Here is a 25,308-nt window from a genome sequence, read left to right on the forward strand (position 1 = left end):
CACAATCGCCGCGCTCATCACAGCCACCGCTCATCAGGGAATCCGGCCAGAACAGGCCAGTCGTCCCAAGCTCGGAGCCACGTCAGCCCGATAGGCATCTCATTGCGGAACCGCGACTCACAACCATCGCAGCACGCCGTGACTCGCGTGACGCCGTGACACCCGAGCAGTAGATACGTGTCCAGCCGAACCCGGGATTTCGCCTCGCAGAAGAAGCAATCATGAACGTAGAAGCCACGGCTGACGAGTTCCGCCACTCGCTTCGGTGTCCAGTACGCGCTGACCAGGAACTCCAAGTTCCCGGCGTCCTTCACGCCATAGAGGATCACCGTCTCGACAGGGCTACCGCCGTACGCAGCGACTTCTGCGGCCTCGTCGTGTTCAAACTCGCGGCGCATAAACTCGTTCACACCACCCCGCTCTGCCTTGGCCTGCGCCAGAGACAGCCGACGCAGCTCGGCATCGGATCGTCCTGGGACAAGAGGCAGAATCTTCCGCCCGCAGTTCGCCAAGATGTACGCAGCCACCGGACCACGAGCCGGAACCACAGGCATCTGTTGCGCCCGAGTGATCGCCTGAGCGGTCGGTAAGTAGTTCGCTGCCTCCGGCGAGTACTCGACTTCCTCGCCGTGCGCGTTGCGGGGATGATCGACGCGCTCCACCGCGTCGGCCAACGGGTCGTCGCCGAGAGAGAATCCAAACGCAGGGAATCTCACTGGTCCTCCCCTGCGACGGGGCGAGCCAGCGACTCGATGAAGCGGACAACGCCCGCCGGACTGTAAGCGTTCTTCGCAGACAGCTTGAACACCTGAATGCGGCGCGCCTCTGTCGCCCGCCGGACGAGGCTACGGGTCAGGTCGACGCCCAGTTCGTCGCGGGCGAAGCGGATTACAGCCTGGACACCGACTAGCGTCGGCTGATCGGACCACACGCGATTCGCGGGCTGCCGATACGGGTCTCGGGGCGGTTGCGGGAGAGCGCCTGCCGGTCGCGCCGGGGCAACTCGTGCTGCTTGGGACACTTGTTCGTTCCTCTCGGGTTACGAGAGAGGTGGGGCCACGGACAACAAAAGAGCCGACCGCGAACGCACCCCTCACGGGGTTTCGCTGGTCGGCCCTAACCCAAGGAACGCGGGGCTGGCATGAGCGCCTTGTCCGCATTGGTACCGATACGTCACGAACCGCTTGACCGGCCCGGCGCGCTTTGTTGCGCACGCCCATAACCCTACAGCATTGCGCACCTATTGCCAAGCGCTGCGCACCCCATAGTCGTTGTGCCGCAAGAGAAGTTGTACAGGGTAGGTTCTCTCATCGCTGCTCTATGGCCTAGGCTCATCGGGTGTGAATCCCCGTTCGACCGATAGGTCCCAAAGGTACCTGTTGTACTCGATCTCATAGTGTTCGTACGCGGCACGACACGATAGAACTGGAGTTATATCCACGCCGCGAAGCACTCCGACCATCCCGGCCGACATGATGCCGCAGTGACTCGCAAAGAGCGCATACCTCCATCCGTCGTCCACATTCTGCGCATTGTCTTGCTGAGCGGATATGACGGCACCAGTGAGTGTGATCGCATTCGCGTGTGTGACACCGGATAGTCGCTGGTACTCCCGACGGCCGATGCTCGGAGCCAGTTGATGAACGAGGTTTGTGTAGTTGGGTAGCGATGTCTTCGGAAAACTCTGTGCGCTCCGCCACGCATTTATGCCCTCAGCCAGCTTGACCATCTGCGGGTCGGCGTCCGGCTTGTTGACACCCAGATCATTGAAGCCTTCTCGGAACAGGTTGAACATCTTTGATATGCGCACTTCGGCAGAGTCGTCGTCCGATGACAGGTAGGCACAACGACTTGCATACTCAGCTGCCGAGCGCGCGAGAACCGCAGGCGATGTGACCATCGGCTGCTGAAGTCCCAGGAGCTGGCCAAGGCTGTACACGAAGTCGCCTGCACCCACCAGATAGAAGCGTGTTAGTCGATGAGCCGACAGGAGCGGATCTGGCATTGCCCCAGAGCCGTGCTGCCTGTCGTACTCGTCAATGTCAGCGATCTTCGGCTCACGATAGTCGCGGTAGGCGATTGCCTGCATAACTTGCGCGGTCGATTCGCAAAGTCGGCTGGCCTCGGACAGCGCGGGGAGGGATGACATACCGGAGACAGTAGCGAGCTCCACTGACGCTTCGACCGTTTAGCTGATAGCGACTAGCGAGAACCCCGCCTCACCGGACCAGGACAGGTCGATGAGGCGGGGTCTCGGTGGGGACGCCCCGGCTTGGGGTTCGGGGACGTCCTCGGCACGGCGGGACAAGTCGACCGCGGTGCCAGGAGACGGACAAGTCGACGTCTCCTTCTAACGGGAGAGCCGAGGCTCCCGTTAGTCTTCGGCGGGTTGGGCGTTCAACCCGCCTGCTTGGTGGCCGCGCTGCGGCCTGTCTGGGGTAGCTGAGCTCTCGGTGGGCCGTGTTGCGGGCTGCGCCGGGTGCCCGTGGGTAGGTAGCCGTTTCTCAACGCTTCAACCGGGTTCCGGCCGGCGATCGGTACCGAATCTTCAAGGTGCCGAGGCTCTGGCCCATCTTGTATCCAGACACTGTCGTCGCTGCTACGTACGCCGCCGACGCTGGAATGGTGTGGGGAACCGCTCGCGGCGCTGGAGCCAGAAACCCGACAGCCGCGCCCGCGAGAGCCGACCGACGAACCGTGCGCTTACGCTGCGCCTTGGCCGACCGGCGAGCCGCCGCCAACTCGGTAACGCCGTCCTCCGCACGTCGTAACGCGGCCTCAGCCTCGTCTAGAGCACTGAGCACCCGCTTACCAGGCGTTGCAGCAAAGCGTCCCCGACTGTCGCGAATGTAGTTGCGCGCCTTCATGACGGACCCGGACGATTGCGCAACGCTCGGCGCTGCGCCAGCTCGTCAGCGACGGATCGAAGGCCGTCGGCGGTCTCGCTGTCAAGCTTCGGAGCCTTGCCGTGGTAGCGTCCACCCTCCGAAGGTGGCGCGTCTTCCAGACCGGGCGGAGTGAGCCCCGTACCCCAACTCATTTCTGAAGCGTCGGGACCGGGTCGGAATTCCTTCGCCTGTTGCCTCATGTTTTCGGCGTACGGCGTGGGACGCATGTCAGCGCCAGTTCCACGACGGCGCGGTGTACGCGCCCGACGCCTTGACCTGGACAATGCACGCCGCGCCCCGGTATCGGACGCCCGTACCGAACGAGCGCTGGAAGAAGCTGTCCTGCAACGGGTAGCGCTGATCTTTTCCTGGGATCATGCGCAAACCCTGATACGCGGAGTTGGCGTGCTGACGGAACGCAACCGGGTTGACGCCGCTGTTCGGGCCGCCTGTCGCCACTACCGCGATGTAGCCCTGTGGGAGGAAGTACGAAGGGACAACCCACGCCGGACCGTAACTGCCGCTGACCTCCAAGCCCGACCACTCAGCCGGAGCGATCTGCCCGACAACGGTCTCGCTCGTGAGGTACGGGATCGAGCTGTTCGACGGGATGAAGTCGTACTTGGACTCCACGCCGTTGGTGATCGCCCCGGCGCGGAAGGTCGAGATGACCTCGGCCTCCTTCGGGTTGCACAGCACGATCAGCCGCGAAGAACCGTCGATGCCGAAGCCCTTGGAGGTCACCTGATTGATCGCGTCGGTGAGATCGCCGGGATCGAGCGCGGTGTTGCCGGACACGAGGTAGTGACTCGTGCTTGACGGGAAGTCCTGCCCAGCGAACGACGGCGGGGTAATCCCGTCCGTGCCCGTGTAGAGGCCATAGGCAGTCTGGCCCACCTCGTTGAGGACGGGAGCCGGATCGAATAGCCGCCGCAGCAGCGTTCCGGTGATGAGCCGGTTGTCCGATTCCATGGCGCGGTTGATCAGGTCGTAGACCTGCTCGGCGGTGGCGCTGCGCAGGAACTTCCACGTGGCTCGGGTCGCCAGGTCGTAGTCCTTGAAGGTATACCCAACGATCAGCGCGTCGGGCGCGGTCGCAATGCTCTGCGGCTCTCCGAACTCCGAAGCTTCCTCGAAGTGATCGCCACCGATGGTCTGGGGGATCGCATCCCCGACGGCGATAGTCGGATAGCTGATCAGCGCGGCCAGGGCGGTGCGCTTCTTGTTCCAGGCCGACATGACCTGATTCGCCTCGTCCCAGATGACGTTGAGGTCGATACCGTCTGCCGTCTTGTTGACGAGTACGTCGCCGTGCGTGCTGTAGCCGCGAGCGTTGTCGCCACCGAACGCGAAGAACTGCGCCGGGGCGGGATGGATGGTGGACATTTGTAGAACTCCGATTCGGTAGTAGATAAAAGCGAGAAATCCGCGACGCCTGGTCGACGGAAGTCCGGCCCTACCGAACTGAGATGTGAAGTTGTCGGCGGAAATCTGTTCACGCCGTAGAACTTGCGGGCGCTCACTAAGCGATCCGCGGGTCGGTGCCGGGTACTGCCCAGCGACGCCGTACTGCCCGCCACCCTATGCCCCGCCCGTGGCTCATCGCTAGCCTCAGCGCACCGAGTGCCGCGCCGCTGCCGTGCTACCCCCGTACTACCCACACGCGCCATCTCAACGGTGATCCAGCGGTAGCCGCTACTGAGCAATAGGGAGCGATTCGTACGGCTCTACCTGCGTCGATTCCTATTGGTCGGCCTTGTTCGCGCCGGTCACCAAGTCGCCCAAAGTGCACACCGCAGGTTTTCAAAACCCGTCCAGTGTGAGTTCGAGTCTCACCGAGGGCACCATCACATTGCCGGCCTCCGGCCGGAGTGCGCGTACTGAGTTCGAGTGACAGCCCGGAAGGCGCACCATGAGACCCCCTGCCCCGGCAGGGGTCTTTCTCGTTTTCGTAGAAGCTCGACGCGGGGCGAGTTCGCCGACGCGGGTGCGGCATCACCCGCGTCCACGGTGACACCCCGCATCCGCGCGGGGCGGCTCACCCGCACCACGAGTGCGACACCCGTCACAGCACCCGATCGGACAGGCGTTAGATTGACACGTCAGCTCGTTAGGGATGCTTAGGAGAACGCGTGTCTGCCGACAATCGCAGTGACGTAACGACTGCCGCCGCCGAGGACGAGGGATATCAGCGGGGACTGACCTCGCGCACCGTCCAGATGATCGCGATCGGCGGCGCCATCGGCACCGGCCTGTTCTACGGTGCCGGCGGCGCCATCGAGAAGGCCGGCCCGGCGCTCATCCTGGCGTACGCCCTGGCAGGCCTTGCCATCTTCATCGTCATGCGCGCGCTCGGCGAGCTGCTCATCTATCGTCCGATCTCCGGCGGCATCAGCGAGTACGCCGACGAGTTCCTCGGCCGCTTCGCGGGATTCACCCAGGGCTGGACCTACTGGGCGGTGTGGACCACCACGTGCATGGCGGAGATCACCGTCGCAGGTAAATACGTCAACTACTGGTGGCCGTCCATCCCGGTCTGGGTCACCGCACTCGTCGCACTGCTGGTGCTCTTCTCGGCGAACCTGATATCGGTCGGTCTCTTCGGGCGCGCGGAGTTCTGGTTCTCGGCTATCAAGGTGACCGCGATCCTCGGCATGATCATCGTCGGCATCGGCGTCTTGCTGCCGATCGCCGGGCTGGGGCCCGAGTCGGGTCCATCGGTCACCAATCTGTGGAACGACGGCGGCTTCTTCGCGACCGGACTGAGCAACGCGCTGCTCAGTCTGCAGATCGTCATGTTCGCCTACGTCGGCGTCGAACTCGTGGGTGTGACCGCAGGCGAGGCCCAGAACCCCCGGGTCACGCTGCGGAAGGCCATCAACTCCGTGCCGTTCCGGATCGGCATCTTCTACGTCGGCTCGCTGATCGTGATCCTCTCGGTGCGCAGCTGGCGCGACTTCCAAGAGGGACAGAGTCCGTTCGTGTCGGTGTTCCAGTACATCGGCATCCCCGGAGCCGCCGGTCTGGTCAACTTCATCCTGCTCACGGCCGCGCTGTCGTCGTGCAACTCCGGCATCTACTCGACCGGTCGGATGTTGCGGTCGCTGGCCCAGCGGGGCGACGCACCCAGACGACTCGACATGCTGTCGGGGCGCCAGGTCCCGGTGGCCGGCATCGTGCTGAGCGCGGTGGTGATGGTGATCGGCGTCGTGGTCAACGTCATCGACCCCGACCACGCCTTCACCTACATCACCTCCGTGTCGACCGTCGGCATCGTGGTGGTGTGGGCGACGATCTTGGTGTGCCAGCTGGCATATCGACGCAAGGTGTCCCGCGGAGAACTCCCCGCTTCGGACTATCGGGTCCCCGGCGCGCCGGTCACCACCTGGCTGGCCCTCGCATTCCTCGCGCTCGTGCTGGTGCTGCTCTTCTTCTCCACCGACGGGCGGGTTGCCCTGGTCGTCGGAGCGATCTGGTTCACCGGGGTCGGGATCGGATACCTCGTGTGGGCGCGCACCAGAGCGGGATCCGACTCCGGGCGGTGAACCGGGGCACTCGTCCACCGGACGGATGCTCTGCCGACCGGGTTCCCGGTCGCCGCGGCGCCTCGCCATGTCGGTGGCGCGCTCCCCCGATCAGCGGCGTGCGCAACCGGCATGGGAACGCAGGACACCGACCCGGAGCGGTGTCGTAACGGCCTGACGAACCGCTACGATTCACAGGTGATCACCGCGGGGGAACATCGGTGGTCATTCACTGGGGAGGAAAGGGCCATCCATGCGAGGGCTTTCGGCTGTCTTGGGCACCGTGTTCACGATCGCGGCGTTGGTGATCGCAGGGGGAACCGCGCACGGCGCACCGCGTGACGCGTCGCCCACACAATCGACAACGGTGGCACGAGACGGCAGCACCATCACGACGACGCTGACGGTCGCGACATTCCAGAAGAAGGCCGGTGACGTGATCGTCGTCGACCGACGGGGCACAACCATCGACCGCATCGCCGATCGCATCATGCTCGACGGTCAGACGGTTCCGTTGCGCACCACGGTGAGCGACGACGGCCGGAAGGCAACCTTCACCCCGCGGTTCACGAAGGAGACGCGGGCGGCACTGGCCCGCGGTATGCACCCGGTCTCCGGCCAGAAGGACCGCGCGTTCCGCGACATGCTCTTCCACGTGGCCAACGGGCTGAACCGGGCAGGCACGGTGAGCACCGTCGCCGGTGCCGCCGTCGGTGCCGCGGTGGGTGGAGTCGTCGGCCTCATCGCGGGGTGCTTGATCGTCACCGGCTGCATCTGGTGGGGCGTGGTCGGACTCGGCATCGGCGCCGCAGCCGGCGCGGGCATCGCCGGATCCATCGGGACCACCTACGGCGATCCCCTCGCCGGGCAGGCCGTCCTCGACTGGCTCAGGACACCGTCGCTGAAGCCGGTCGATCTGTTCGCTCCGGTCCCCCGACCTGAGCAGGTCCGTCACACACCCTGACCTCGACGTCCTCCCGTCGGCCGGGGGGCCCGACGTTGTCAGTCGTGCCGAGCTAATCGAGTCGCACCAGCCGCCCGTCACCGAGGCGCGTTGTCCTGTCTGTTCGTCCGCCTCGGGCCGATCCGACGCGTGAGACAGTCGTCGTCTGGGTACGCCTTCGCTCAACCCGTCACCCACGGGCCACCGACGACGACGAGGAGGACCCCGTGTCCCGCAATCCGGTCCGCGAGGCGGCCTGGGACATCGACCTGGACCGTGCAGTCGAGTTCCCCGAGCGCCACGCCGACGACGACGGCGAGGTGGTGATCACAACGCTCGAGTCGACCACCACCTATTTCGACACCCCGGGCTCCGACCTGCTCGCGCACGGAGTGACCGTCGCCCACCAACACGGCGACGAGACACCCGCTGCCTGGGTGGTCGACGGTCCGATCGAGTCGGAAATCCGCCCCACCGACGACGCACCGCCGTCGGACCCACCGGGCGAGATCGTCGACGAACTCTGGGGACTGCGCGCCGGACGCGATCTCACGATCGCCGCCATCGTCCACACCCACCGGACCCGACACCGCTACACCGACGGCGCCGGAGCGATCCGCTACGACGTCCTCGACGACAGGTTGTCGGCGACCGTCACCGGACCGGTCGCGACCGCCACGACCTGGCGGCAGATCAGCATCGAGAGCGCAGACGCCGACTCCGGTCCCGCATCGCGACTGGGCAGACATCTTCGTCGACAGGGTGCGAGCCCCGCTGCAGGCGTGTCGACGCTGCGTCGGGCACTGGGTGACGACGACTCCGCCCGTCCACACCGTCGCACCGCGGAGTCGGCCGTCACCGACTATGTGACAGAGCAGCTCTCGGCGATCTTCGCCGGCGACGTGGCACTCCGACGCGGTGAGCACCCCATTCATCCCACCCGAGTCGCGATCCGGCGTCTACGCAGCACCCTGCGCACCGCGCATCGGCTCTTCGACGAGACCGCCGTGGCGGGCCTGGACGACGAACTACGGTGGTTCGCCGGGATTCTCGGCGAGGTGCGGGACCGCCAGGTGCTCCGCGCCCGCTTCGCCGACGCCATCGACACGTTGCCCGGCGAGCTCGTCCTCGGCCCGGTCGCGGCGTGCATCGACGAGACGCTGGCAGCCGAACAGGCAGAGCATCGAGCCGTCGTGGCCGACACTCTCACCTCGGAGCGCTACCGCGACCTCGTGGCCCGACTGTCGGAATGGCGACACCGGATCCCGCTCGCCGACAAACGCGTCCACGCCAAACATCTGCGCGCGATCGTCGAGACGGCCACGCGCAAGGCCGACAAACGACTCCGCACCGCCCGCCGAACCGTCGACCCCGACGAGGTGCACAGGGCGCGGAAGTCGGCCAAGCGAGCCCGCTATGCCGCCGAACTGGCCGCTCCGGTGCTGAGTCGCAAGTCAGGTAAAGCACTGGTCAAGCGCTACAAGAAGATTCAGACGACGCTGGGTGAGCACCAAGACGCGGTGGTCGCCGCCGAGGCTCTGCGCACTCTCGGTGCTCGAGCCGGAGTGCGCGACGGCGAGAACGGGTTCACCTACGGCCTGCTCTATCAGCGTGAGGTCGCCATCGCCACCGCGGCGCGGGCCATGCTCCGCTGAATCGGGCTCATCCTCGCCGAACCACAGGCGGTGATTGCCGAGCCGTCGGCAGCGTTCATGCCCGACGAGCCGTCGGCGGCGTTCATCCCCGACGAGCCGTCGGGGGCGCGCCAGCACGGTCGAAGCACTTGGCCGCCGTGTCCGGGGCCACTCGGTCGTCGCGATGGTCGGAGTTTCGGATGCCGACCGCGGCGACGACACCGCCGAGGATGAACAGCACCGCGGTAACCAGCGCTGTGCGATGGAAGGCCGAGGTGTCCAGCACACCGCCGACGACGATCCCCGTGCAGGCGATCGCCACCAGCCCGGCGATGCGGGAGACGGCGTTGTTGATGGCCGAACCGATCCCGCTCTGATCACGGTCCACCGCACCGAGGATCGCCGACGTCAGCGGAGTCACCGTGATCGCCAGCCCCACACCGAAGACGATCAGACCGGGCAGCATCTGCCACCAGAACGCGAGCTGTTCTCCGGTGGTGAGCATCAGCAGGAATCCGATTCCCGCGACCATCGGCCCGAGGGCCATGAACAGTCTCGGCCCGAAGCGTGCGGACAACGCACCCACCGGACGCGCGATGAAGAACGACAACACCGGCACCGGAAGCGTCGCCACACCCGCGAGCAGCGCCGACAGTCCGGCGACCTCCTGGAGGTACAGCGCGGTCACCAGGGTGCCCATCGAGACCCCCGCGTAGACGAACACGGTGGCGAGATTGCCGACCCCGAAGTTGCGGATGCGGAACATCGCGACCGGGATCATCGGATGATCGGTATGGGTCTCGCGCCAGGCCAGCACGCCGAGGCAGGCCACCCCCGCGATCAGGGCGACGAGTACTGCCGGATCGGACAGTCCGAGCCGCTGCTGTTCGATCAACGCGTACACGGTTCCGGCCAGGCCGACCGCGGCCAGGACGGCGCCGGGTACGTCGATGCGCGACCGGCCGCCGCCGTGGGCCGGTTCGGTCACCCGCGTGGCGAGCCACAGGGTCACGACGACCGGGATGACGTTGACCGCGAAGATCCATCGCCAGTTGAGCGCATCGACCAGCACTCCGCCCAGCAGTGGCCCGATGACAAACGCCGTGCCGGTCCACGCGGTCCAGGTGCCGATCGCCTTCGGTTGGTCGTCGGGCGATACGGCCGCGTTGATCAGGGCGAGGGAACTGGGCACCAGCAGCGCGGCTCCGACGCCCTGCAGCCCACGGGCGGCGATGAGGGTGAGGTCGGTGGGTGCGGCCGCACACGCAACCGATGCCAGGCCGAACACCACCAGTCCGACACGCAGCACGGGCAGCCTTCCGAAGGCATCCGAGACGGACCCCGCGACGAGGATCAGGGCGCCCAGGGCGAGCAGGTAGGCGTCCACGACCCACTGTTGGGTCGCCAAACCTCCACCGAGGTCGGACGAGATGGCCGGGAGCGCGAGGTTGACCACCGAGCCGTCGAGGAATGCGACGAAGGACGCGAGGATGGCGACCGCCACCACCGGCCCCGCGGACGTTCTCGTCTGAGGTGTGGCCACGTCGCGCCGCCCGCCTTTCGTCGTTCAGGCGTCACGACGCGCGGACATCCGCGCGACGCGGCCGAGGGCGATCGCCATGACGCCCAGGTACGCCGGTGCCCACAGGGGGACACCAAAGCTCACCACACATCCGTGATCGTGGGGGAACACTTCGTGGCGGGTCGCCGACACGCCGCCCACCCGCCAGGCCCACGATCGTCCGTCGACGAACTCGGAGATCTCGAACGGAAGGGCTATGCCGACCGCGGTGCGCACCGTCCCGCGGGCACCGAGCGCCAGCGACCCCGGACCGTCCAGAGTTGCGCCGACAACCGTCGGGCCCCATTCGGGCCAGGCGTCCAGATCGGTGAGCACCTCCCACGCCGCAGCGGGCGCGGCGTCGACGACGAGATCGACGGTCGGCATCCCCTGTCGGAGCCGAAGGTGCGTCGGCAGGTCGAACCGCATGTCCACTCGGTAGCCCGGTGTCGGGTCACCCAAACCCGGGCGCGAACGAGTGCTGCGCATTCCGCGAGGGACACTCTTGTCGGCTAGCAGAGCTTCGCTCGCAGACGGGTTCGGTCAGGTCAGTGAGATTCGGGGGTGGCCGACGAAGCCGCCGGCTCCGCCCGCCGGCCGAACCCGGTCGGCATGTTCGTGAGATCGGCCTTCTCGACCGCGGTGACCGCCCCTGAGGACGCGAGCACGATGCCGCCGAGGATGGCGGCCGCGAACGCCACGAAGGCGACCGGGCCCCATCCGGCCCGCGTGACATCGCCCAGCAGCCATATCCCGACCATCCCCGGCAGTACCGTCTGCCCAACAACCAGGGCGGCGGCCGCACCGTTGACCGAGCCGGTCTGCAGGGCAACGGTGAACAAATAGAAGCCGAGGATGCCGCTGATCAACAGCGCGTAGAGCGCCGGATCGGTGAACAACACGCCCACTCGGAGCGGCTCGACGCCGTCGAGGATGCGCGACGCAATGGCCATGACACCGAAGATCGCGCCGGCGATCAATCCGGTCGCGGCCGCGAGATGTCGGTGCACGACCCGCATGACCACGATGCCGACCGCGAACAGCGCGGGTCCGGCGACCAACACCGCCCAGTGGAGCCAGCGCTCGTCGTCGACCCCTTCGCGACCGGCCGACACCGCCAGCAGGACCAGCGAGGCGATGACCACCGCGCCCGCCAACCAGTCGCGCATGGTCAGCGATACGTGCAACACCACCAGGGCCAGCAGAGCGGTCGCCACCAGTCGTGCCGAGATGATCGTCTGTGAGAGGAACAGCGGGATGAGCCGCGCCGACAGGATCGTCGCGATGAATCCGACGATGTCGAACACGAATCCGATCAGGAACGGAACCGTGAGCATCGTCGCGACCGTCGACCGCAACGACGGGTGCGCCTTCGACGATCGTCGGCGCTCCTCGCGGACCGCTGCGCGCTGGGCGACGCGATCGGCACCCAGAGCCTGAAGCACCGACGCCGCGGCGAAGGCGATCGATCCGATGACCGCGATGACGACGCCGGTGATCATGAGCGACGAGTTCGGCCGGACCCGATCGATCGGGGTGTGCACACCGGTGGTGAACACACGACGATCTGCCCGACGTCGACGTCGCCGTGTGCGGCGACCTGCCACCGATCCGGGCAGCCGTCGGCCACACGCTGGGTCCTGATGTCGATCACTCCGACGACCCTACTGGGGTCGTCACCGATTCCGCCGACAGCGTTTCCGACATTCCGGACAAGGCGCGCCACACCTGCATCGCCGACCGCATGCGAATACCTGCGAACCACCCACCCCGCTCCTAGAGTTGTCTCTCAGTCCACAATGCCGACCTTCGGAAGTAGAGGTCACACCGTGTCCACACCAGGTTCGACAGCGACGGCTGCCGCCAACAAGGGTTTGAAGGAGTTGACCATCCGGGGCATCGTCCTCGGCGGGTTGATCACCCTCGTATTCACCGCGGCCAACGTGTACCTCGGCCTCAAGGTGGGTCTGACCTTCGCGACCGCGATCCCGGCCGCCGTGATCTCGATGGCGTTGCTGAGATACTTCGCGAACCACTCGATCATCGAGAACAACATCGTCCAGACCATCGCCTCGGCCGCCGGGACGCTGTCGGCGATCATCTTCGTGCTGCCCGGTCTGATCATGATCGGCTGGTGGACCGGATTCCCCTACTGGACGACGGTCGCCGTCTGCCTGATCGGCGGAATCCTCGGTGTCATGTACTCGATCCCGTTGCGGCGCGCACTGGTCACCGGGTCGGATCTCCCCTATCCCGAGGGCGCCGCGGCGGCGGAGGTGCTCAAGGTCGGCGACACCGCAGAGGGTGCCGAGGAGAACAAGCGCGGACTCCGCGTCATCCTCGTCGGCAGTGTGGTCTCCGCGATCTTCTCGATCCTGACGCAGACCAAGCTCATCGCAGGCACGATCTCGGGGACCTTCCGGATCGGCTCCGGCGGATCGATGTTCGGCGCCGGACTCCTCTTCTCGTTGATCGGTGTGGGCCACCTCGTCGGTATCACCGTCGGTATCTCGATGTTGATCGGCCTGGTCATCTCGTACTTCGTGCTGCTGCCGATCGAGACCTGGGGCGACCTGCCTTCGGTCGGTTCGATCGAGGACGTCGTGAGTACGACCTTCGCCAACGACGTCCGTTTCATCGGCGCCGGCGCGATCGCCATCGCCGCGGTGTGGACGCTGGTCAAGATCATCGTCCCGATCGTCCGGGGCATCAAAGATGCGATCGTGTCCACCCGCGCTCGGCGACAGGGACAGAAGGTGGACCTGACCGAGCAGGACCTGCCCGTGACGATCGTGGGCGGCGTGATCCTCGCCGCACTCATCCCGATCGGGTTCATGCTGTGGGACTTCGCATCCGGCACCGCGCTCGGCGGCAGTGCCGCCGGCATCATCACGGTCAGCGTCGTGTTCGTCTTCGTCATCGGCCTCGTGGTCGCGTCCGTGTGCGGCTACATGGCCGGGTTGATCGGATCGTCGAACAGCCCCATCTCCGGTGTCGGCATCGTCGTGGTGCTGGTAGCTGCCGTCCTGATCAAGATCACCTTCGGCTCGGCCGACACCACCCAGTCCGCGGCGCTGGTCGCGTACACGTTGTTCACCGCGGCGATCGTGTTCGGCGTCGCGACCATCTCCAACGACAACCTGCAGGATCTGAAGACCGGCCAGCTGGTCGGTGCCACACCATGGAAACAGCAGGTCGCCTTGATCATCGGCGTCATCTTCGGTTCGGCCATCATCCCGCCGGTGCTGCAGCTGATGCAGACCGCCTTCGGATTCGTCGGAGCTCCGGGGGCCGGCGAGGACGCCCTGCCCGCGCCGCAGGCCGGTCTCATCTCGTCGCTCGCGGAGGGAGTGTTCGGCGGCGACCTCGACTGGGGCCTCATCGGCCTCGGCGTCCTCATCGGCGCCGTGGTGATCGTCGTGGACGAGGTGCTCACGCGCACCACCACCAAGCTGCGGGTGCCTCCGCTGGCGGTGGGAATGGGCATGTACCTGCCGATGTCGGTCACGCTCATCATCCCGATCGGTGCGTTCATCGGACGGTGGTACGACAGCTGGGCCGAGAAGTCGGGGAAGAACGTCGACCGGAAGAAGCGGATGGGTGTGCTCCTCGCGACCGGCCTCATCGTCGGCGAGAGCCTGTGGAACGTCATCTTCGCGGCGATCGTCGCGTCATCCGGTAAAGACACCGTCCTCGCGCTGCCGTTCATCGGCGACGGATGGGAGAACTGGTCGGAGATCCTCGGCGTCGTACTGTTCGTCGCGACGATCGCCGGACTCTACAAGTGGACGCAGAACTGGTCGTCACGGCAGTCCGGCAACGCCGACACCGAGCCCGCGGCACGCTGACGCAGCGGACGCCCTCTCGGCCTCAGGTCGAGTGGACGTCGCCGTCGACGTAGTACCAGCGGCCGGCGTCCCGGACGAACCGACTGCGCTCGTGGAGTGTGCCCCGCGTACCGTCGACGCGATAGTGTGCGGTGAAGACGACCTCACCGGTGCGCTCGAACGGAGTTCCGCCACTTGCGGATTCGATGTCGAGTCGATACCAGCGCATCGACGGGTCGAGGTCTATCCGATCCGGCCGGGTGTCGGCATGCCAGGTCTCGCGGAGATACGACGCGTCGCCGATCGCGAAGGCCGTGAACCGTGATCGCATGAGAGCCCGGGCTGTCGGCGCCGCACGTTCGCTGATCAGGAACGGTCGACAGCACTCACCGTGGGTCAGGCCGGACGTGTACGGGCACCGTTCGTCGGCCGCGACTTCGACAGGGAACTTCGCCACCACCGAATACTAGGTGCGTCGTCCACCTCTGCCACCGCCGCCGGCGCCACCCGCCCGAAACCGACTTCACCTGTTCCGACCGCCGCGCGCACAACGGCCGTCCGAGACCGCGGTTGCTGGTAGACACAGAGGACAGTCAAACGATGGGAGAAGTCATGAGCGACAAGATCTACCGGGTCACCGAGATCGTCGGGACCTCGACCGAGAGCACCGACGACGCCATCCGCAAGGCGATCGCACGGGCCAACGAGACGCTCAACAACCTGGACTGGTTCGAGGTGGTCGAGACACGCGGCCACATCGAGAACGGTGCGGTGGCGCACTTCCAGGTCACCGTCAAGGTCGGCTTCGCACTCGACGCGCCTCGCGCGTGAGATGCTGGGAACGGCGGCCACACCAGGTCGCCGTTCCCGAGAGGCAACACCCACACGATGCGGTCCCGACAGAAGATCATCGACGCCACGCTGGATCTCATCGGCGAGCGCGGGTTCGGGTCCGTGACGATCGCCGCTGTCGCCGACACCGCGCAGGTGTCCCGACAGACCATCTACAGCAACTTCGGGACGCGCGAAGACCTCGTGTCCCAGTCCCTCGGTCATTTCTCGGTGGCGCTCCTCGGTGAGTTGCGCACCCGACTCGAAGAGGCCGACAGCGACCTCGACTACGTCATCGAGCTCATCGTGGCCGGCCGAGCGGCGGTGCGCGAGCATGCGGTTCTCAGCGTCCTGCTCCGGTCCGAGGACGAAGCGAACCCGATCTTCGATCCCGACACGATCAGCCGCGCCTCCCCCTTCACCGCAGACCTGCTAGCGCCCGTGTTCGAGCGACGACCTGACCTGCATGCGGACCGAGATGCGATCGTGCAGTTCGTGGTTCGCATCGCCATGTCGGTCGTGTTCTACGACGATGTCATGGTGCACACCGACGCCGACCTCCGCACGTTCCTGGCGCGCTGGTTGCGTCCTGCGATCGACCCATCGCGCTGAGACCCTGCGCTGAGAGATCCCGCGCTGACACCCCGCTCTGGACCACCGCCACGACACGCAGCCGAGTCGCTGCAGGCAGGCACAGCACCGAAGCACGCCCCTTGACACTTGACCGCCTGAGTGTCTAGTTTGAGCGAGCGCGTGATCAGCACCACCTTCACCTGACTGCTCGACACAGATCACGCAGATCATCTCGGCAGCACGACCGCACCTGTCCGACCGACAGTTCTGCACACCATCTCTTCCACACCGAGCGCACAGCTCGGCGACTGGTGTCGGTTCGCGCTGCCCGCATCGTCATCATGACCGAGGGAGATCACGTGACTGCTGTCCGACGACGAACGTTCCTGGCCGGATCGGCAGGCCTGGCCGCTGCCGGGGCCGCCGGGACACTCGGCGGACCACACGCCGGTGCCGCCCCCGCGCGCATCCGGACCACACACGAGGAGCATCGGGTGGTGGTGATCGGGTCGGGATTCGGCGGCGGGGTGTCGGCGCTGCGACTCGCGCAGGCGGGAGTCCCGGTCCTCGTGCTCGAGCGTGGCCGCCGCTGGGCGACCGGCCCGAACGCGACCACATTCCCCCACGCCGCCGCCCCCGACAAACGCGCGCTCTGGTACGCGTCGTTCCCGCAACTCTTCGGTCGGCGTGTGTCCGTGGACCCCTACGTCGGCTTGTTCGAAGCCGTGGTCGGCGACAACATGACCGCGGTCTGCGCTGCCGGACTCGGTGGCGGATCACTGGTCTATCAAGGGATGTCGCTCCAGCCCGCGGAACACGTGTTCAACGCACATCTCCCCGAGGCACTCGACTGGCAGACGATGAACCGCGTGCACTATCCCCGCGTGGCCCGGATGCTGCGGCTCGCCACAGCCCCCGACGAACTGATCCGGAGCGCGCCGTATCGAGCTCCGCGGATCTTCGCGCGTAACGCCCGACGTGCCGGACTCCCGGTGTCGAAGATCCCGATGCCGATCGACTGGTCGTACGCCGTCCGAGAGCTCCGCGGGGAGATGGCGCCCTCGTATACGAACGGAGACAGCGCCATCGGGGTGAACAACGGGGGCAAACACTCGGTCGACGTCACCTATCTCGCCGCCGCGCAGGCAACGGGCCGCGTGACCATCCGTACCCAGCACAACGTGACCGCCGTGGAGCAGATCGCCAAGGGCCGGTGGCGCGTTCGCGCCGACCGGATCGACACGACGGGACGAGTCGTCGGCCACACGGTGATCTCCACCGGCACCGTCATCCTGGCCGCGGGCAGCCCGAACACCACCAGACTGTTGGTCAAGGCCGACGCCACCGGCAGCATCCCGGATCTACCCGACGGCGTCGGAACCGGCTGGGGCACCAACGCCGACCGTATCTACACCTGGACCAACCCCGATGAATCGTTCGGTGCCACCCAGGGCGGTCCGGTGGTCTACGGGAGCCTCAACTGGGATGACCCCGCAACGGCACACACCATCATCCAGGCCTCGCTACCTCCCATGGGTGTCGATGCGCGCACCACGATGATGGTCGGCTACGGCGTCAGCACCAGCCGCGGTCGATGGGTCTTCGACCGTTCTCGAGGCGAAGCGGTACTGCGCTGGCCCGCCGACGGCGACTCCCGAATCCAACAGCGCCACATCGACCCCGCCGCACATCGCATCGCCGGCCCGCGCGGCATCCTTACCGACACCAACGAACTCGTGCCGTCCACCTGGCATGCACTGGGTGGCGCGAACATGGGATCGGTGTGCGACCTGGAGGGCCGGGTGTCGGGACATCGTGGGCTGTACGTCCTCGACGGCGCACTGATCCCCGGTACCACAGCAGCCTGCAACCCGTCGATGACGATTGCGGCCGTCGCCGAGCGGGCCCTCGACCGCATCGTGGCACGAGATGTCGGTCCGATCATCTGATCGGCGCGATCAGCCCTGTGGTCCTGCCTCGACGATCAGCCTGGCCACCTCGGCGACCTTGGTGTTGGACTCCTGCGACAGCCTGGTCACGAGTGCGAATGCCTCATCAGCGTCGACGTCGTAGCGTTCCATCAGCATGCCTTTGGCCTGCCCGATGAGGTCGCGTGTGTTCAATGCGCGGCGCATCTGAGCCATCTCGACGGCTGCTTGCACCGTCGGCGCCGTCTGGTTCGCCACGATCCCGAACAGCCGGCCCGATACGTCATCAGCCTCGGTCGTCCACATCGTCCAACGAACGCTGCCCTTGTCACCGAGGTCGACGTTCTCGACCACTACAGAAGCAACCTCGCCTGCCGGGTCCACTAGGCCGTCGGCGAGGGTGGGTTCACCGAACCTCGCCGTGGCCACGTCGTCACCGTGAACCGCGAAGACCGCGAGTTCGACAGCGCGGGCGGAGTCGAATCGTCGAGCGACGATGTCGACCACGGCGAGGAGGACGTCGTCGAGCGAGGTCGAGTCGATCGGCATGGCGGTGAGTTCTGCGGCCAACCGGATCACGAAGGAAGCGTCGGCATCAGCCGTCATCGCCCGCACCTGAGCCGGGAGGTCGACCGACTCTTCCGTCTGTCGGCCTCACAGTGGACCGCCGTCACCTCTCCACGCACCCCCTGAATCTATGCCATCAGCAATAGATTTTATGTACCGGGGGACGTCGCTCAAATCAACCCGGACGCGCCGACAACAGCCGACACGACTGCTCGACACCGCCGGCGGCCCGACCTCAGTCCGGCGGCTCGTCCGTCTCGGCGTCGTCGTCCGCAGTGCCGTCGGCCTGACGTCGGGAGTCCGAACTCGGGTCGGTCACATGGTCCGCCCCGGTGTCAGGTGTACTGACGTGGCGACGCTCGAGGTCGTCGACGAGCTCTGACACGTCGGTCTGGTCCACATCGCGCGGTTGCTCGGTCATGAGAACCTCCTGTTCGCCGTCGGATCGACACGATCCGAACACAACTGGCTCCCGATCGGCTTCCCGCCATCCCCAGACACAAACGTTCACAGGGGTTCTCGACGGCGGTGAGGTCGAACACGCCCGCCATCGGGAGCCACCCCTCGCACAGATCTACGCAACCATGTCGTAATCTGTACCGAGTCCGGGACCGAGCAAGGGGTCTGGCGCATCCACGTTCGTGGTGATGGCAGCTCATCGCCGTGTCAGAAACGAGATCCGCTCCCGTGTGTCGCACCCCTGATGCCTCGCTGTACGCCGATGCCCGCAATGCCCTGTCCGTGGTGACCGGCCGCCCGACCTCGATCGTGCCCCTCGGTGACGACACAGCCGTCCGAGTGGAATTCGAGTACAGCCGCTACCTTCTCGCCGTTGTCGACGCCCACGGGCGCACCGACTCGGACCAGTGGACGCGATGGCACGTGACGATCAACCAGAAGTCCGATGGTGCTGCGGATTCCGTCATCGCCGAAGCGACATCGGCATGGCTGATAGACGCCTACGACGCGGCGATCGCGGAGGTTCCCGACGACGATCTCGGGATGACGCCCTCGCGGGACGACGTCCGCTGACGGATGTCTGGACGGGTCGGCTGCACGCGATGACAGACGGGGCCGAGCGCGACCGAACTAGGTGGAGACCGCAGCGTGGACGTCCCCACCGTCGAGCCGCAGGCGCAGGTTCGCGTTCTCGTCCTCGAGCTGGAGGATCAGTCCGACCGCAGCGAGATTCACACCGTCCCGGACCAGGCGGGTGATCCGCCCCAGTCGCAAGAGATCGTCCTCGCTGTAGCGTCGAGTGCCTCCCTGCGTGCGAGCCGGCAGAAGAAGGCCACGGCGTTCGTACAAGCGCAGAGTCTGCAGACCGACGCCGGAGCGCTCCGCTGCGACCGAGATGCTGTACACAGCCCCGACCGACTGCTGCGGTCGTGGCTGCACCATCTCGTCCTCCATAGTCCGAACGTCGGGTTGAAGATTACACCGTCGCGACACGGGCCAATAGCCACGAAGAGCACCGATCCCCCGACGCGGCGGCCGCTTCTGTCGAGCATGACCCATCGAGGTATCTCAGTCGGCGACCGACACCCGATCGATCAGGATCCGCATCGCCTCGATGATCGTCGAAGCGATGATGTCCGGTGTCTGTCCGTCGAAGACCCGCTCAGATGTCGACACGTCGTCCTGGTCGAAGAGCCCGAACCATATCCTTCCCGGCAATCGCGGAGCAGGAGCACGGACGGGGTCGTGAGCGGAGCCGACATCACCTGAGGGACCTGGTCTTTCGGCATGTCACCGCCACGTGATCATCGGATGTCGACACCTGCACGTCGTCGACCATCGCCCGTGCGGTCCGCCAGGCGAAGTCGTCCTCGGGCAATCGGAGTCGCTCGGCCAACCGCCCGGTCACGTGGACGTCGGCGCCTCGACTGCGAGCGTTCACCACGCAGCGGAGCTCATGCGTCTCGGCGGAACAAGACATCACCAGCGCGCAGATCGCGTCGACGGCAACGGTGAGGTCGATCGCGTCGATGGGGTCGAAACCCGTTGCGGCAGCCACGTCACCGACCACCTGACGCACCAGCGACAGCCGTGGGGCTGATGCACACACGGTGAGTTCGACCGAGACATCGGTGCTCGAACCGGACACATGCCTCCCATCGATCCGTCGCTTCACTACTGATACCGGGACGCTGCGGCCACTCAGATCTACCCGTGATCGGCGAGCACAAACACCGCCAGCTCAACGGTTCGTCGCGCCGTCGCGGGTGCCGACACCACCCATGGCGTAGCGATGCCTCCGCGCTAAACGTGACAACGACTGTTGACTGGTACCCGCGGTTACGGCTACCGTCGCCACCCATATCATCTATGTAGGCATACATACCCGCGCCGGATGCCGCCGCGGTCGAGGGGGCAACATGGCGCACGGCAGTAGTCGGACGCTCGTCAGGGTGGGCGGCTGGACTCATCGGCACGCCTGGTGGGTCGTCGGCTTCTGGGTGCTGGTCGCGGGCGTCCTCAACGTCACCATCCCGCAGTTGGAGAGCACGGTGTCGGCGAACTCGGCCGACTTCCTGCCGCGAGACCTACCGGCCAACATCGCGCTCGAGCGAATGTCGGCAGACTTCGATGTCCCGGCATCGAACGCAGTGAGCAGCGTGGTCCTGGTCAACGAGAAGGGCATCGGTCCGGCCGACGATGCCTATTACCGAACGCTCATCGGCAAACTCATCGACGACAAACAGGATGTCGCCTACGTTCTCGACACCTACAGCAACCCGGTCACCAGGGACATCGCACTGAGCCCCGACCGCAAGGCAGTGAACCTGCTGGTGGCCTCCGAGGGATCGGTGGGGTCGACACGTGCCCACCACAGCACCGTCGCCATCCGCGACCACATCGACTCGATCCCGAAACCGGATGGTCTGGAGGTCCATTACAGCGGCCCCACCGCCACGCTCTCGGATCTGTTCTCCGCCATCGACGTCTCGCTGCTCATCATCACCGGGGTCTCGATCCTGCTGATCACGCTCCTGCTGTTCGCGGCGTATCGAGACGTGGTCACCGCCCTGATACCGCTCATCGCCATCGGCCTGACGCTCGGCGTCGTGCGCCCGATCATCTCGGTACTGGGCGGAACCGACGTCCTGTCGGTCTCGAACTTCACCGTCGCGATCATGACCGCACTGGTGTTGGGCGCCGGGACGGACTACGCGATCTTCACGGTCGCGAGTTATCACGAGGCCCGACGGCGAGGATCCCCGGTCGGTGAGGCGGTCGCCCATGCATCCGGGCGGACCGGCCCGATCCTCATCGCATCGGCACTGACCATCGCAGCAGCCTGTGCATCGATGGCGTTCACCAAGATCGGCATGTTCACGACCGCAGGCCCGCCGACTGCTATCGCCGTCCTCGTGACCCTCGCGCTGGCACTCACCCTGCCACCCGCACTGCTGTCACTCGCCGGTCGCCGCGGATGGGCCGAGCCTCGCCGCGACACCGAGAACGCGTGGCGACGACGCGGTGCACGCATCGTGCGACGAGCGGGTGTCTACACCGCCGCAGCCCTGGCCTTTCTGATCGGCACGTCGCTGATCGCGGTCACCTTCGAGATGAATTGGGACGAGTCGGCGATGCCGATCTACGACACCGACTCGACCCGCGGTTACGACGCCGTGTCAAAGCATTACGGCGACAACGAGATCGCGCCCGAGTACCTCACCATTCGCAGCGACCACGATCTACGATCCACCACCGACCTGGCCGCCATGGAGCTGGCGGCGCGCGCCGTCGCAGACCTCCCCCAGGTCGCACGCGTCCGTTCGATCACCCGTCCCGACGGATCGCCGATCAAAGAAGCGGCCACCGGATATCAGACGGGTGTCGTAGGCAGCCAACTCGGCGACGCCCATCGTCAGATGTCCGATGCCGCACCGGAACTCCGGAGACTCGCATCGGGTGTCACACAGTTGGGTGAGGGCGCGGATTCTGCTGCGGCGCGCATGCCCGAGCTGGTCGACGGGACCCGACAGGTCGTCACCATGGCCGACTCCGTCCTCGACGGATTGACGGTGGTCGAGAAGATCGTCGCCGCGAGTACCGGCGACGATTCGCGATCGCTCGCCGGCTCGCTGCCCTCGATCCGATCGTCACTGGCGAGCACGGAGGCGGTCGTGGCGGCAATCGACCGCCGAGACCGCGAGACGTCGGCAGCCGTCCGACGCGTCACCGCCGTCTTCGGCCCCCTCACCTCTCCCACACCTCCCCCCGGATGTCGCACCGACCCCGGATGCCTCGCCGCACGAGCGGCTTTCGCCCAACTCGATCGACTCGTGGGCGGACGCGCATCGACGGCAATCCGTGATGTCGACGCGCTCGCCGGGGTCGCGCCCGAGATCGTGGACCGGCTCACCGCGACACTGCCACAGGTGCGTCGTGCACTCGACACCGTGGACCGACTGCTCGCGCAGATGGGCGGCCGTTCACCCGACCAGGTGCGCGCGGATCTCCGGCGTCTGACATCCGGTGTCGGCGAACTGTCCACCGGGATGGCGCAACTCTCTGACGGACTCCGCCAGGTGAAAGCTGGCACCGACACCACGGTGGCACTCACCGCGCGCCTGCAGGCCGGACTGAAGCAGGCATCGGACTATCTGACGACGATGAGCGCCTCGACGCGGTCGGGCCCGGGCGCCGGTTTCTACCTGCCGAAGGATGCGCTGACCGACAAACGGTTCGTCGAGGGCAGCAAGCTGCTCATCTCACCGGACGGACACACCGCGCGCATGCTGGTCACCTGGAGCGTCAACCCGTACGGGACCGAGGCGCTCGAGACCAGTCGGCGGCTACCCGAGGTGGCGAAGCGGGCACTGCAGGGCACCGGTCTCGAGGACGCCGAGGTGTCGACCAGCGGACTGGCGTCGCTGTCGGCCGACATGTCCGACCAGGTCGTCCGCGACTTCCTGGTGTTCGCCACCGTCGCGGTGATCGCGGTCCTGCTCATCCTGATGGTTCTGCTGCGCAGCATCCTCGCTCCCGTCGTCCTCGTCGCCGCGGTGATCCTGTCGTTCGCCTCGGCCGTCGGCGTGAGCGTGCTCGTGTGGCAGCACATCATCGGCTTCCCCCTCGACTGGTCGGTGATCCCCGTGTCGTTCATGGCCCTCATCGCCGTGGGCGCCGACTACTCGATGCTGTTCGCCTCCCGAATACGGGAGGAGTCGGCGAACGGTGGCATGGTGCGCGGAATCATCCGCGGGTTCGGCAGCACGGGCGGGGTCATCACCACCGCCGGGATCGTGTTCGCCCTCACCATGTTCGCGCTCATGAGCGGAACGGTCCTGAACCTGGTCCAGATCGGCTTCACCATCGGGGTCGGACTCCTGCTGGACATCGCCCTTGTGCGCTCCATTCTGGTGCCCGCCGCGATGACGGTCATCGGGGACCGGATCTGGTGGCCGGCGAAGCCAGGTCCGGAGGCGTGATGCGCCGGGCGTTTGGTCGTCGCGCGCCGGGGGCATCCGCCGACCATGGTCTCCCTCTGGACGAACGTCGATGATGCGACCGAAGTCCATCCGGTCGACGGATCGCCGGAGTTCGACAGCCAGACGACCGACCACGTGGTGGTTGGTGGCGGTCTGACGGGCCTCACCACCGCATTGCTGTTGGCGCGCGCACGACGGAGTGTGACGGTCATCGAAGCCCGGCACCTGGGGGCGGGAGCGACCGGCAACACGACGGGAAAGGTCTCGTTGTTGCAGGGCACCCGCCTGTCCTCCATCGCCAGGCACCACGGGCGCAGAAACGATCCGTTCCTACGTCGAGGCGAACGCGGAGGGGCAGGCGTGGCTTCGACACTTCTGTGCCCGGCACGACATCGATGTCCAGGTACGGACCGCGATCACCTTCGCCGAGTCCGAGTCCGGCGCGAAACAAGTGGTGAAAGAACACGAGATCGCACGTGATGCAGGTCTGCCGACCCACCGCGCGGACTGCCCAGAACTGCCGTTCCCGGTCCGTGCAGCCGTGCACCTCGACGAGCAACTGCAGATCGATCCGATGCCTGTGCTGCGCGCGCTGGCCGATGAGATCCGTTCGCACGGTGGGCAGATCATCGAAGGTGTGCGTGTGCGGCGGGTGAGTTCCGACCGCAACCGTCAGCTGGTGCACACCGACAACGGCACGCTCTCCACGGAGTCCGTCGTGCTCGCGACGGGGACACCAGTTCTCGATCGCGGTGGATACTTCGCACGCGTCCACGCGATGCGGTCGTATGCGGCGGCCTTCGAGGTCGACGGAGAAATCCCTCGGCAGATGTACCTGGGCGCCGATGAACCATCGGTCTCTCTGCGCACGGTGCCGCGACGCGACGGCCCCGGCGACCTCTTGCTCGTCGGAGGATTCGGCCACGAGGTCGGCCGGGCCCGGTCCGAGCAGCAGCATGTCGACGAGATGCTGGGTTGGACGGACCGATGGTTCCCGGGCGCGCGTCGTGTCGCCCGATGGTCGGCTCAGGACTACGAGTCATTCGACCAACTCCCCTACGTCGGTCGCCTCCTGCCGGGCACCGAACGGCTTCTCGTCGCCACCGGTTTCGCCAAATGGGGGCTGAGCAATGGTGTGGCCGCAGCGCTCGCGCTCGCCGGACGGCTTCTCGGAGGCCACCAGGAATGGGCTGAGCCGTTCCGACCATGGCGCAACTCGGAGTTGTTCTCACTGCCGTCCGCTGCCCGCGCCAACACACAGGTCGGCGTGCAACTGTTCGCCGGCTACACCCAGCTGGTGCGCCCGTCGGACCCGAACCCCGCCGAGGGCCACGGAGTCGTCGGTCGACACGGGCTGCGACCACGGGGCACATGCACCGTCGACGGGGAGACGACATCCGTCGTCCCGGTGTGCACACACCTGTTGGGGGCACTCCGCTGGAACGACGCCGAACACACCTGGGACTGCCCGCTGCACGGCTCGCGCTTCGATCGCCGGGGCGAGGTCCTGGAAGGGCCTGCGACGCGCCCGTTGCCGACTCCGTGACGAATTGTGCAGGGGGCCACGTTCTCACGCATCCATGACTGTCCT

Annotated in this window: 22 protein-coding genes and 1 pseudogene; 12 read left to right on the forward strand and 11 right to left on the reverse strand. The window is 66.3% G+C overall.

All coding sequences use genetic code 11. The features are described 5' to 3' along the window. Positions 1-17: 17 nt before the first annotated feature. The 3 genes from GS4_RS18755 to GS4_RS18770 form a co-directional block, all read right to left on the reverse strand. Positions 18-716 carry a hypothetical protein gene (locus tag GS4_RS18755; RefSeq protein WP_040511076.1) on the reverse strand — a complete coding sequence of 233 codons (699 nt, stop codon included), beginning with the start codon at positions 714-716 and terminating at the stop codon, positions 18-20. A 602-nt stretch (positions 717-1,318) separates the two neighbouring features. After that, positions 1,319-2,149, reverse strand: a complete 831-nt coding sequence (locus tag GS4_RS18765; protein ID WP_157226689.1) for a hypothetical protein — start codon at positions 2,147-2,149, stop codon at positions 1,319-1,321. Between the two features lie 967 nt (positions 2,150-3,116). Continuing rightward, positions 3,117-4,274, reverse strand: a complete 1,158-nt coding sequence (locus GS4_RS18770) for a hypothetical protein (protein ID WP_007623485.1) — start codon at positions 4,272-4,274, stop codon at positions 3,117-3,119. A 746-nt stretch (positions 4,275-5,020) separates the two neighbouring features. Here GS4_RS18770 and GS4_RS18775 point away from each other — a divergent pair. From GS4_RS18775 to GS4_RS18785, 3 genes are all read left to right on the forward strand, one after another. Beyond that, the gene (locus GS4_RS18775) at positions 5,021-6,433 is read left to right on the forward strand and encodes an amino acid permease (protein ID WP_007623487.1); all 1,413 of its coding nucleotides are present in this window, start codon (positions 5,021-5,023) and stop codon (positions 6,431-6,433) included. 346 nt (positions 6,434-6,779) lie between these two features. Then, complete coding sequence (locus tag GS4_RS18780) at positions 6,780-7,376, forward strand: DUF8020 domain-containing protein (protein ID WP_174344031.1); 597 nt, start codon at positions 6,780-6,782, stop codon at positions 7,374-7,376. 206 nt (positions 7,377-7,582) lie between these two features. Next, entirely contained in the window at positions 7,583-9,010 is a 1,428-nt protein-coding gene (locus GS4_RS18785) for a CYTH and CHAD domain-containing protein (protein ID WP_007623491.1), read from the forward strand. An 82-nt stretch (positions 9,011-9,092) separates the two neighbouring features. On the opposite strand, the gene GS4_RS18790 is transcribed toward GS4_RS18785, so the two are convergent. From GS4_RS18790 to GS4_RS18800, 3 genes are all read right to left on the reverse strand, one after another. Then, on the reverse strand, positions 9,093-10,532 hold the full coding sequence (locus GS4_RS18790; protein WP_157226690.1) for an MFS transporter: 1,440 nt from the start codon (positions 10,530-10,532) through the stop codon (positions 9,093-9,095). Between the two features lie 24 nt (positions 10,533-10,556). Further along, positions 10,557-10,979, reverse strand: coding sequence for an SRPBCC family protein (locus GS4_RS18795; protein WP_007623494.1), 423 nt, complete (start codon positions 10,977-10,979; stop codon positions 10,557-10,559). Between the two features lie 119 nt (positions 10,980-11,098). After that, positions 11,099-12,052 carry a DMT family transporter gene (locus tag GS4_RS18800; RefSeq protein WP_051989783.1) on the reverse strand — a complete coding sequence of 318 codons (954 nt, stop codon included), beginning with the start codon at positions 12,050-12,052 and terminating at the stop codon, positions 11,099-11,101. A 297-nt stretch (positions 12,053-12,349) separates the two neighbouring features. Between GS4_RS18800 and GS4_RS18805 the strand changes: the two genes are divergently transcribed. Next, on the forward strand, positions 12,350-14,398 hold the full coding sequence (locus GS4_RS18805; RefSeq protein WP_083862790.1) for an OPT family oligopeptide transporter: 2,049 nt from the start codon (positions 12,350-12,352) through the stop codon (positions 14,396-14,398). Between the two features lie 22 nt (positions 14,399-14,420). Here the strand turns inward: GS4_RS18805 and GS4_RS18810 are convergent, their stop codons facing one another. Next, positions 14,421-14,837 carry a YchJ family protein gene (locus tag GS4_RS18810; protein ID WP_007623500.1) on the reverse strand — a complete coding sequence of 139 codons (417 nt, stop codon included), beginning with the start codon at positions 14,835-14,837 and terminating at the stop codon, positions 14,421-14,423. A 152-nt stretch (positions 14,838-14,989) separates the two neighbouring features. On the opposite strand from GS4_RS18810, the gene GS4_RS18815 reads away from it, so the two are divergent. From GS4_RS18815 to GS4_RS18825, 3 genes are all read left to right on the forward strand, one after another. After that, entirely contained in the window at positions 14,990-15,208 is a 219-nt protein-coding gene (locus GS4_RS18815) for a dodecin (RefSeq protein ID WP_007623501.1), read from the forward strand. Between the two features lie 57 nt (positions 15,209-15,265). Beyond that, entirely contained in the window at positions 15,266-15,820 is a 555-nt protein-coding gene (locus GS4_RS18820; protein WP_007623503.1) for a TetR/AcrR family transcriptional regulator, read from the forward strand. A gap of 320 nt (positions 15,821-16,140) precedes the next feature. After that, the gene (locus tag GS4_RS18825; protein WP_007623511.1) at positions 16,141-17,730 is read left to right on the forward strand and encodes a GMC oxidoreductase; all 1,590 of its coding nucleotides are present in this window, start codon (positions 16,141-16,143) and stop codon (positions 17,728-17,730) included. 9 nt (positions 17,731-17,739) lie between these two features. On the opposite strand, the gene GS4_RS24915 is transcribed toward GS4_RS18825, so the two are convergent. Beyond that, entirely contained in the window at positions 17,740-18,315 is a 576-nt protein-coding gene (locus tag GS4_RS24915) for an ANTAR domain-containing protein (RefSeq protein ID WP_007623512.1), read from the reverse strand. 196 nt (positions 18,316-18,511) lie between these two features. After that, a complete protein-coding gene (locus GS4_RS18835; protein ID WP_007623513.1) occupies positions 18,512-18,697 on the reverse strand; it encodes a hypothetical protein in 186 nt (61 codons plus the stop codon). Positions 18,698-18,963: 266 nt separating this feature from the next. Between GS4_RS18835 and GS4_RS18840 the strand changes: the two genes are divergently transcribed. Then, positions 18,964-19,308 (forward strand): hypothetical protein, encoded by a 345-nt coding sequence (locus GS4_RS18840; RefSeq protein ID WP_007623514.1) that lies wholly within the window; start codon positions 18,964-18,966, stop codon positions 19,306-19,308. Between the two features lie 57 nt (positions 19,309-19,365). Here GS4_RS18840 and GS4_RS18845 read toward each other — a convergent pair whose 3' ends face one another. Together GS4_RS18845 and GS4_RS24920 are read right to left on the reverse strand one after the other, a co-directional pair. Next, the gene (locus GS4_RS18845; RefSeq protein WP_007623515.1) at positions 19,366-19,677 is read right to left on the reverse strand and encodes a MerR family transcriptional regulator; all 312 of its coding nucleotides are present in this window, start codon (positions 19,675-19,677) and stop codon (positions 19,366-19,368) included. Between the two features lie 319 nt (positions 19,678-19,996). Continuing rightward, positions 19,997-20,383, reverse strand: coding sequence for a hypothetical protein (locus GS4_RS24920; protein ID WP_007623516.1), 387 nt, complete (start codon positions 20,381-20,383; stop codon positions 19,997-19,999). A 271-nt stretch (positions 20,384-20,654) separates the two neighbouring features. Here GS4_RS24920 and GS4_RS18855 point away from each other — a divergent pair, with 271 nt between their 5' ends. From GS4_RS18855 to GS4_RS26430, 4 genes and pseudogenes are all read left to right on the forward strand, one after another. Beyond that, positions 20,655-23,717 carry an MMPL/RND family transporter gene (locus GS4_RS18855; RefSeq protein ID WP_007623518.1) on the forward strand — a complete coding sequence of 1,021 codons (3,063 nt, stop codon included), beginning with the start codon at positions 20,655-20,657 and terminating at the stop codon, positions 23,715-23,717. 45 nt (positions 23,718-23,762) lie between these two features. After that, a complete protein-coding gene (locus tag GS4_RS26420) occupies positions 23,763-24,197 on the forward strand; it encodes an FAD-dependent oxidoreductase (protein WP_369403317.1) in 435 nt (144 codons plus the stop codon). Continuing rightward, positions 24,103-24,816 (forward strand): annotated as a pseudogene (locus GS4_RS26425) (NAD(P)/FAD-dependent oxidoreductase); the annotation flags it as partial. The gene GS4_RS26420 and the pseudogene GS4_RS26425, both read left to right, overlap by 95 nt. 309 nt (positions 24,817-25,125) lie before the next feature. Further along, positions 25,126-25,263 (forward strand): Rieske 2Fe-2S domain-containing protein, encoded by a 138-nt coding sequence (locus GS4_RS26430; RefSeq protein ID WP_369403318.1) that lies wholly within the window; start codon positions 25,126-25,128, stop codon positions 25,261-25,263. Positions 25,264-25,308 lie beyond the last annotated feature (45 nt).

Origin of the sequence: Gordonia soli NBRC 108243 (genome assembly GCF_000334455.1) — a bacterium.
Lineage (GTDB): Bacteria > Actinomycetota > Actinomycetes > Mycobacteriales > Mycobacteriaceae > Gordonia > Gordonia soli.

What these genes read in the sequence shown, in the direction of transcription:
- GS4_RS18805 (WP_083862790.1), top strand. Translation starts at nt 12,350, where the DNA reads ATGCCGACCTTCGGAAGTAGAGGTCACACCGTGTCCACACCAGGTTCG.
- GS4_RS18800 (WP_051989783.1), bottom strand. Translation starts at nt 12,052, where the DNA reads ATGATCACCGGCGTCGTCATCGCGGTCATCGGATCGATCGCCTTCGCC.
- GS4_RS18820 (WP_007623503.1), top strand. Translation starts at nt 15,266, where the DNA reads ATGCGGTCCCGACAGAAGATCATCGACGCCACGCTGGATCTCATCGGC.
- GS4_RS18765 (WP_157226689.1), bottom strand. Translation starts at nt 2,149, where the DNA reads ATGTCATCCCTCCCCGCGCTGTCCGAGGCCAGCCGACTTTGCGAATCG.
- GS4_RS18795 (WP_007623494.1), bottom strand. Translation starts at nt 10,979, where the DNA reads ATGCGGTTCGACCTGCCGACGCACCTTCGGCTCCGACAGGGGATGCCG.
- GS4_RS18855 (WP_007623518.1), top strand. Translation starts at nt 20,655, where the DNA reads ATGGCGCACGGCAGTAGTCGGACGCTCGTCAGGGTGGGCGGCTGGACT.
- GS4_RS18815 (WP_007623501.1), top strand. Translation starts at nt 14,990, where the DNA reads ATGAGCGACAAGATCTACCGGGTCACCGAGATCGTCGGGACCTCGACC.
- GS4_RS24915 (WP_007623512.1), bottom strand. Translation starts at nt 18,315, where the DNA reads ATGACGGCTGATGCCGACGCTTCCTTCGTGATCCGGTTGGCCGCAGAA.
- GS4_RS18845 (WP_007623515.1), bottom strand. Translation starts at nt 19,677, where the DNA reads ATGGTGCAGCCACGACCGCAGCAGTCGGTCGGGGCTGTGTACAGCATC.
- GS4_RS18770 (WP_007623485.1), bottom strand. Translation starts at nt 4,274, where the DNA reads ATGTCCACCATCCATCCCGCCCCGGCGCAGTTCTTCGCGTTCGGTGGC.
- GS4_RS26420 (WP_369403317.1), top strand. Translation starts at nt 23,763, where the DNA reads ATGGTCTCCCTCTGGACGAACGTCGATGATGCGACCGAAGTCCATCCG.
- GS4_RS18835 (WP_007623513.1), bottom strand. Translation starts at nt 18,697, where the DNA reads ATGACCGAGCAACCGCGCGATGTGGACCAGACCGACGTGTCAGAGCTC.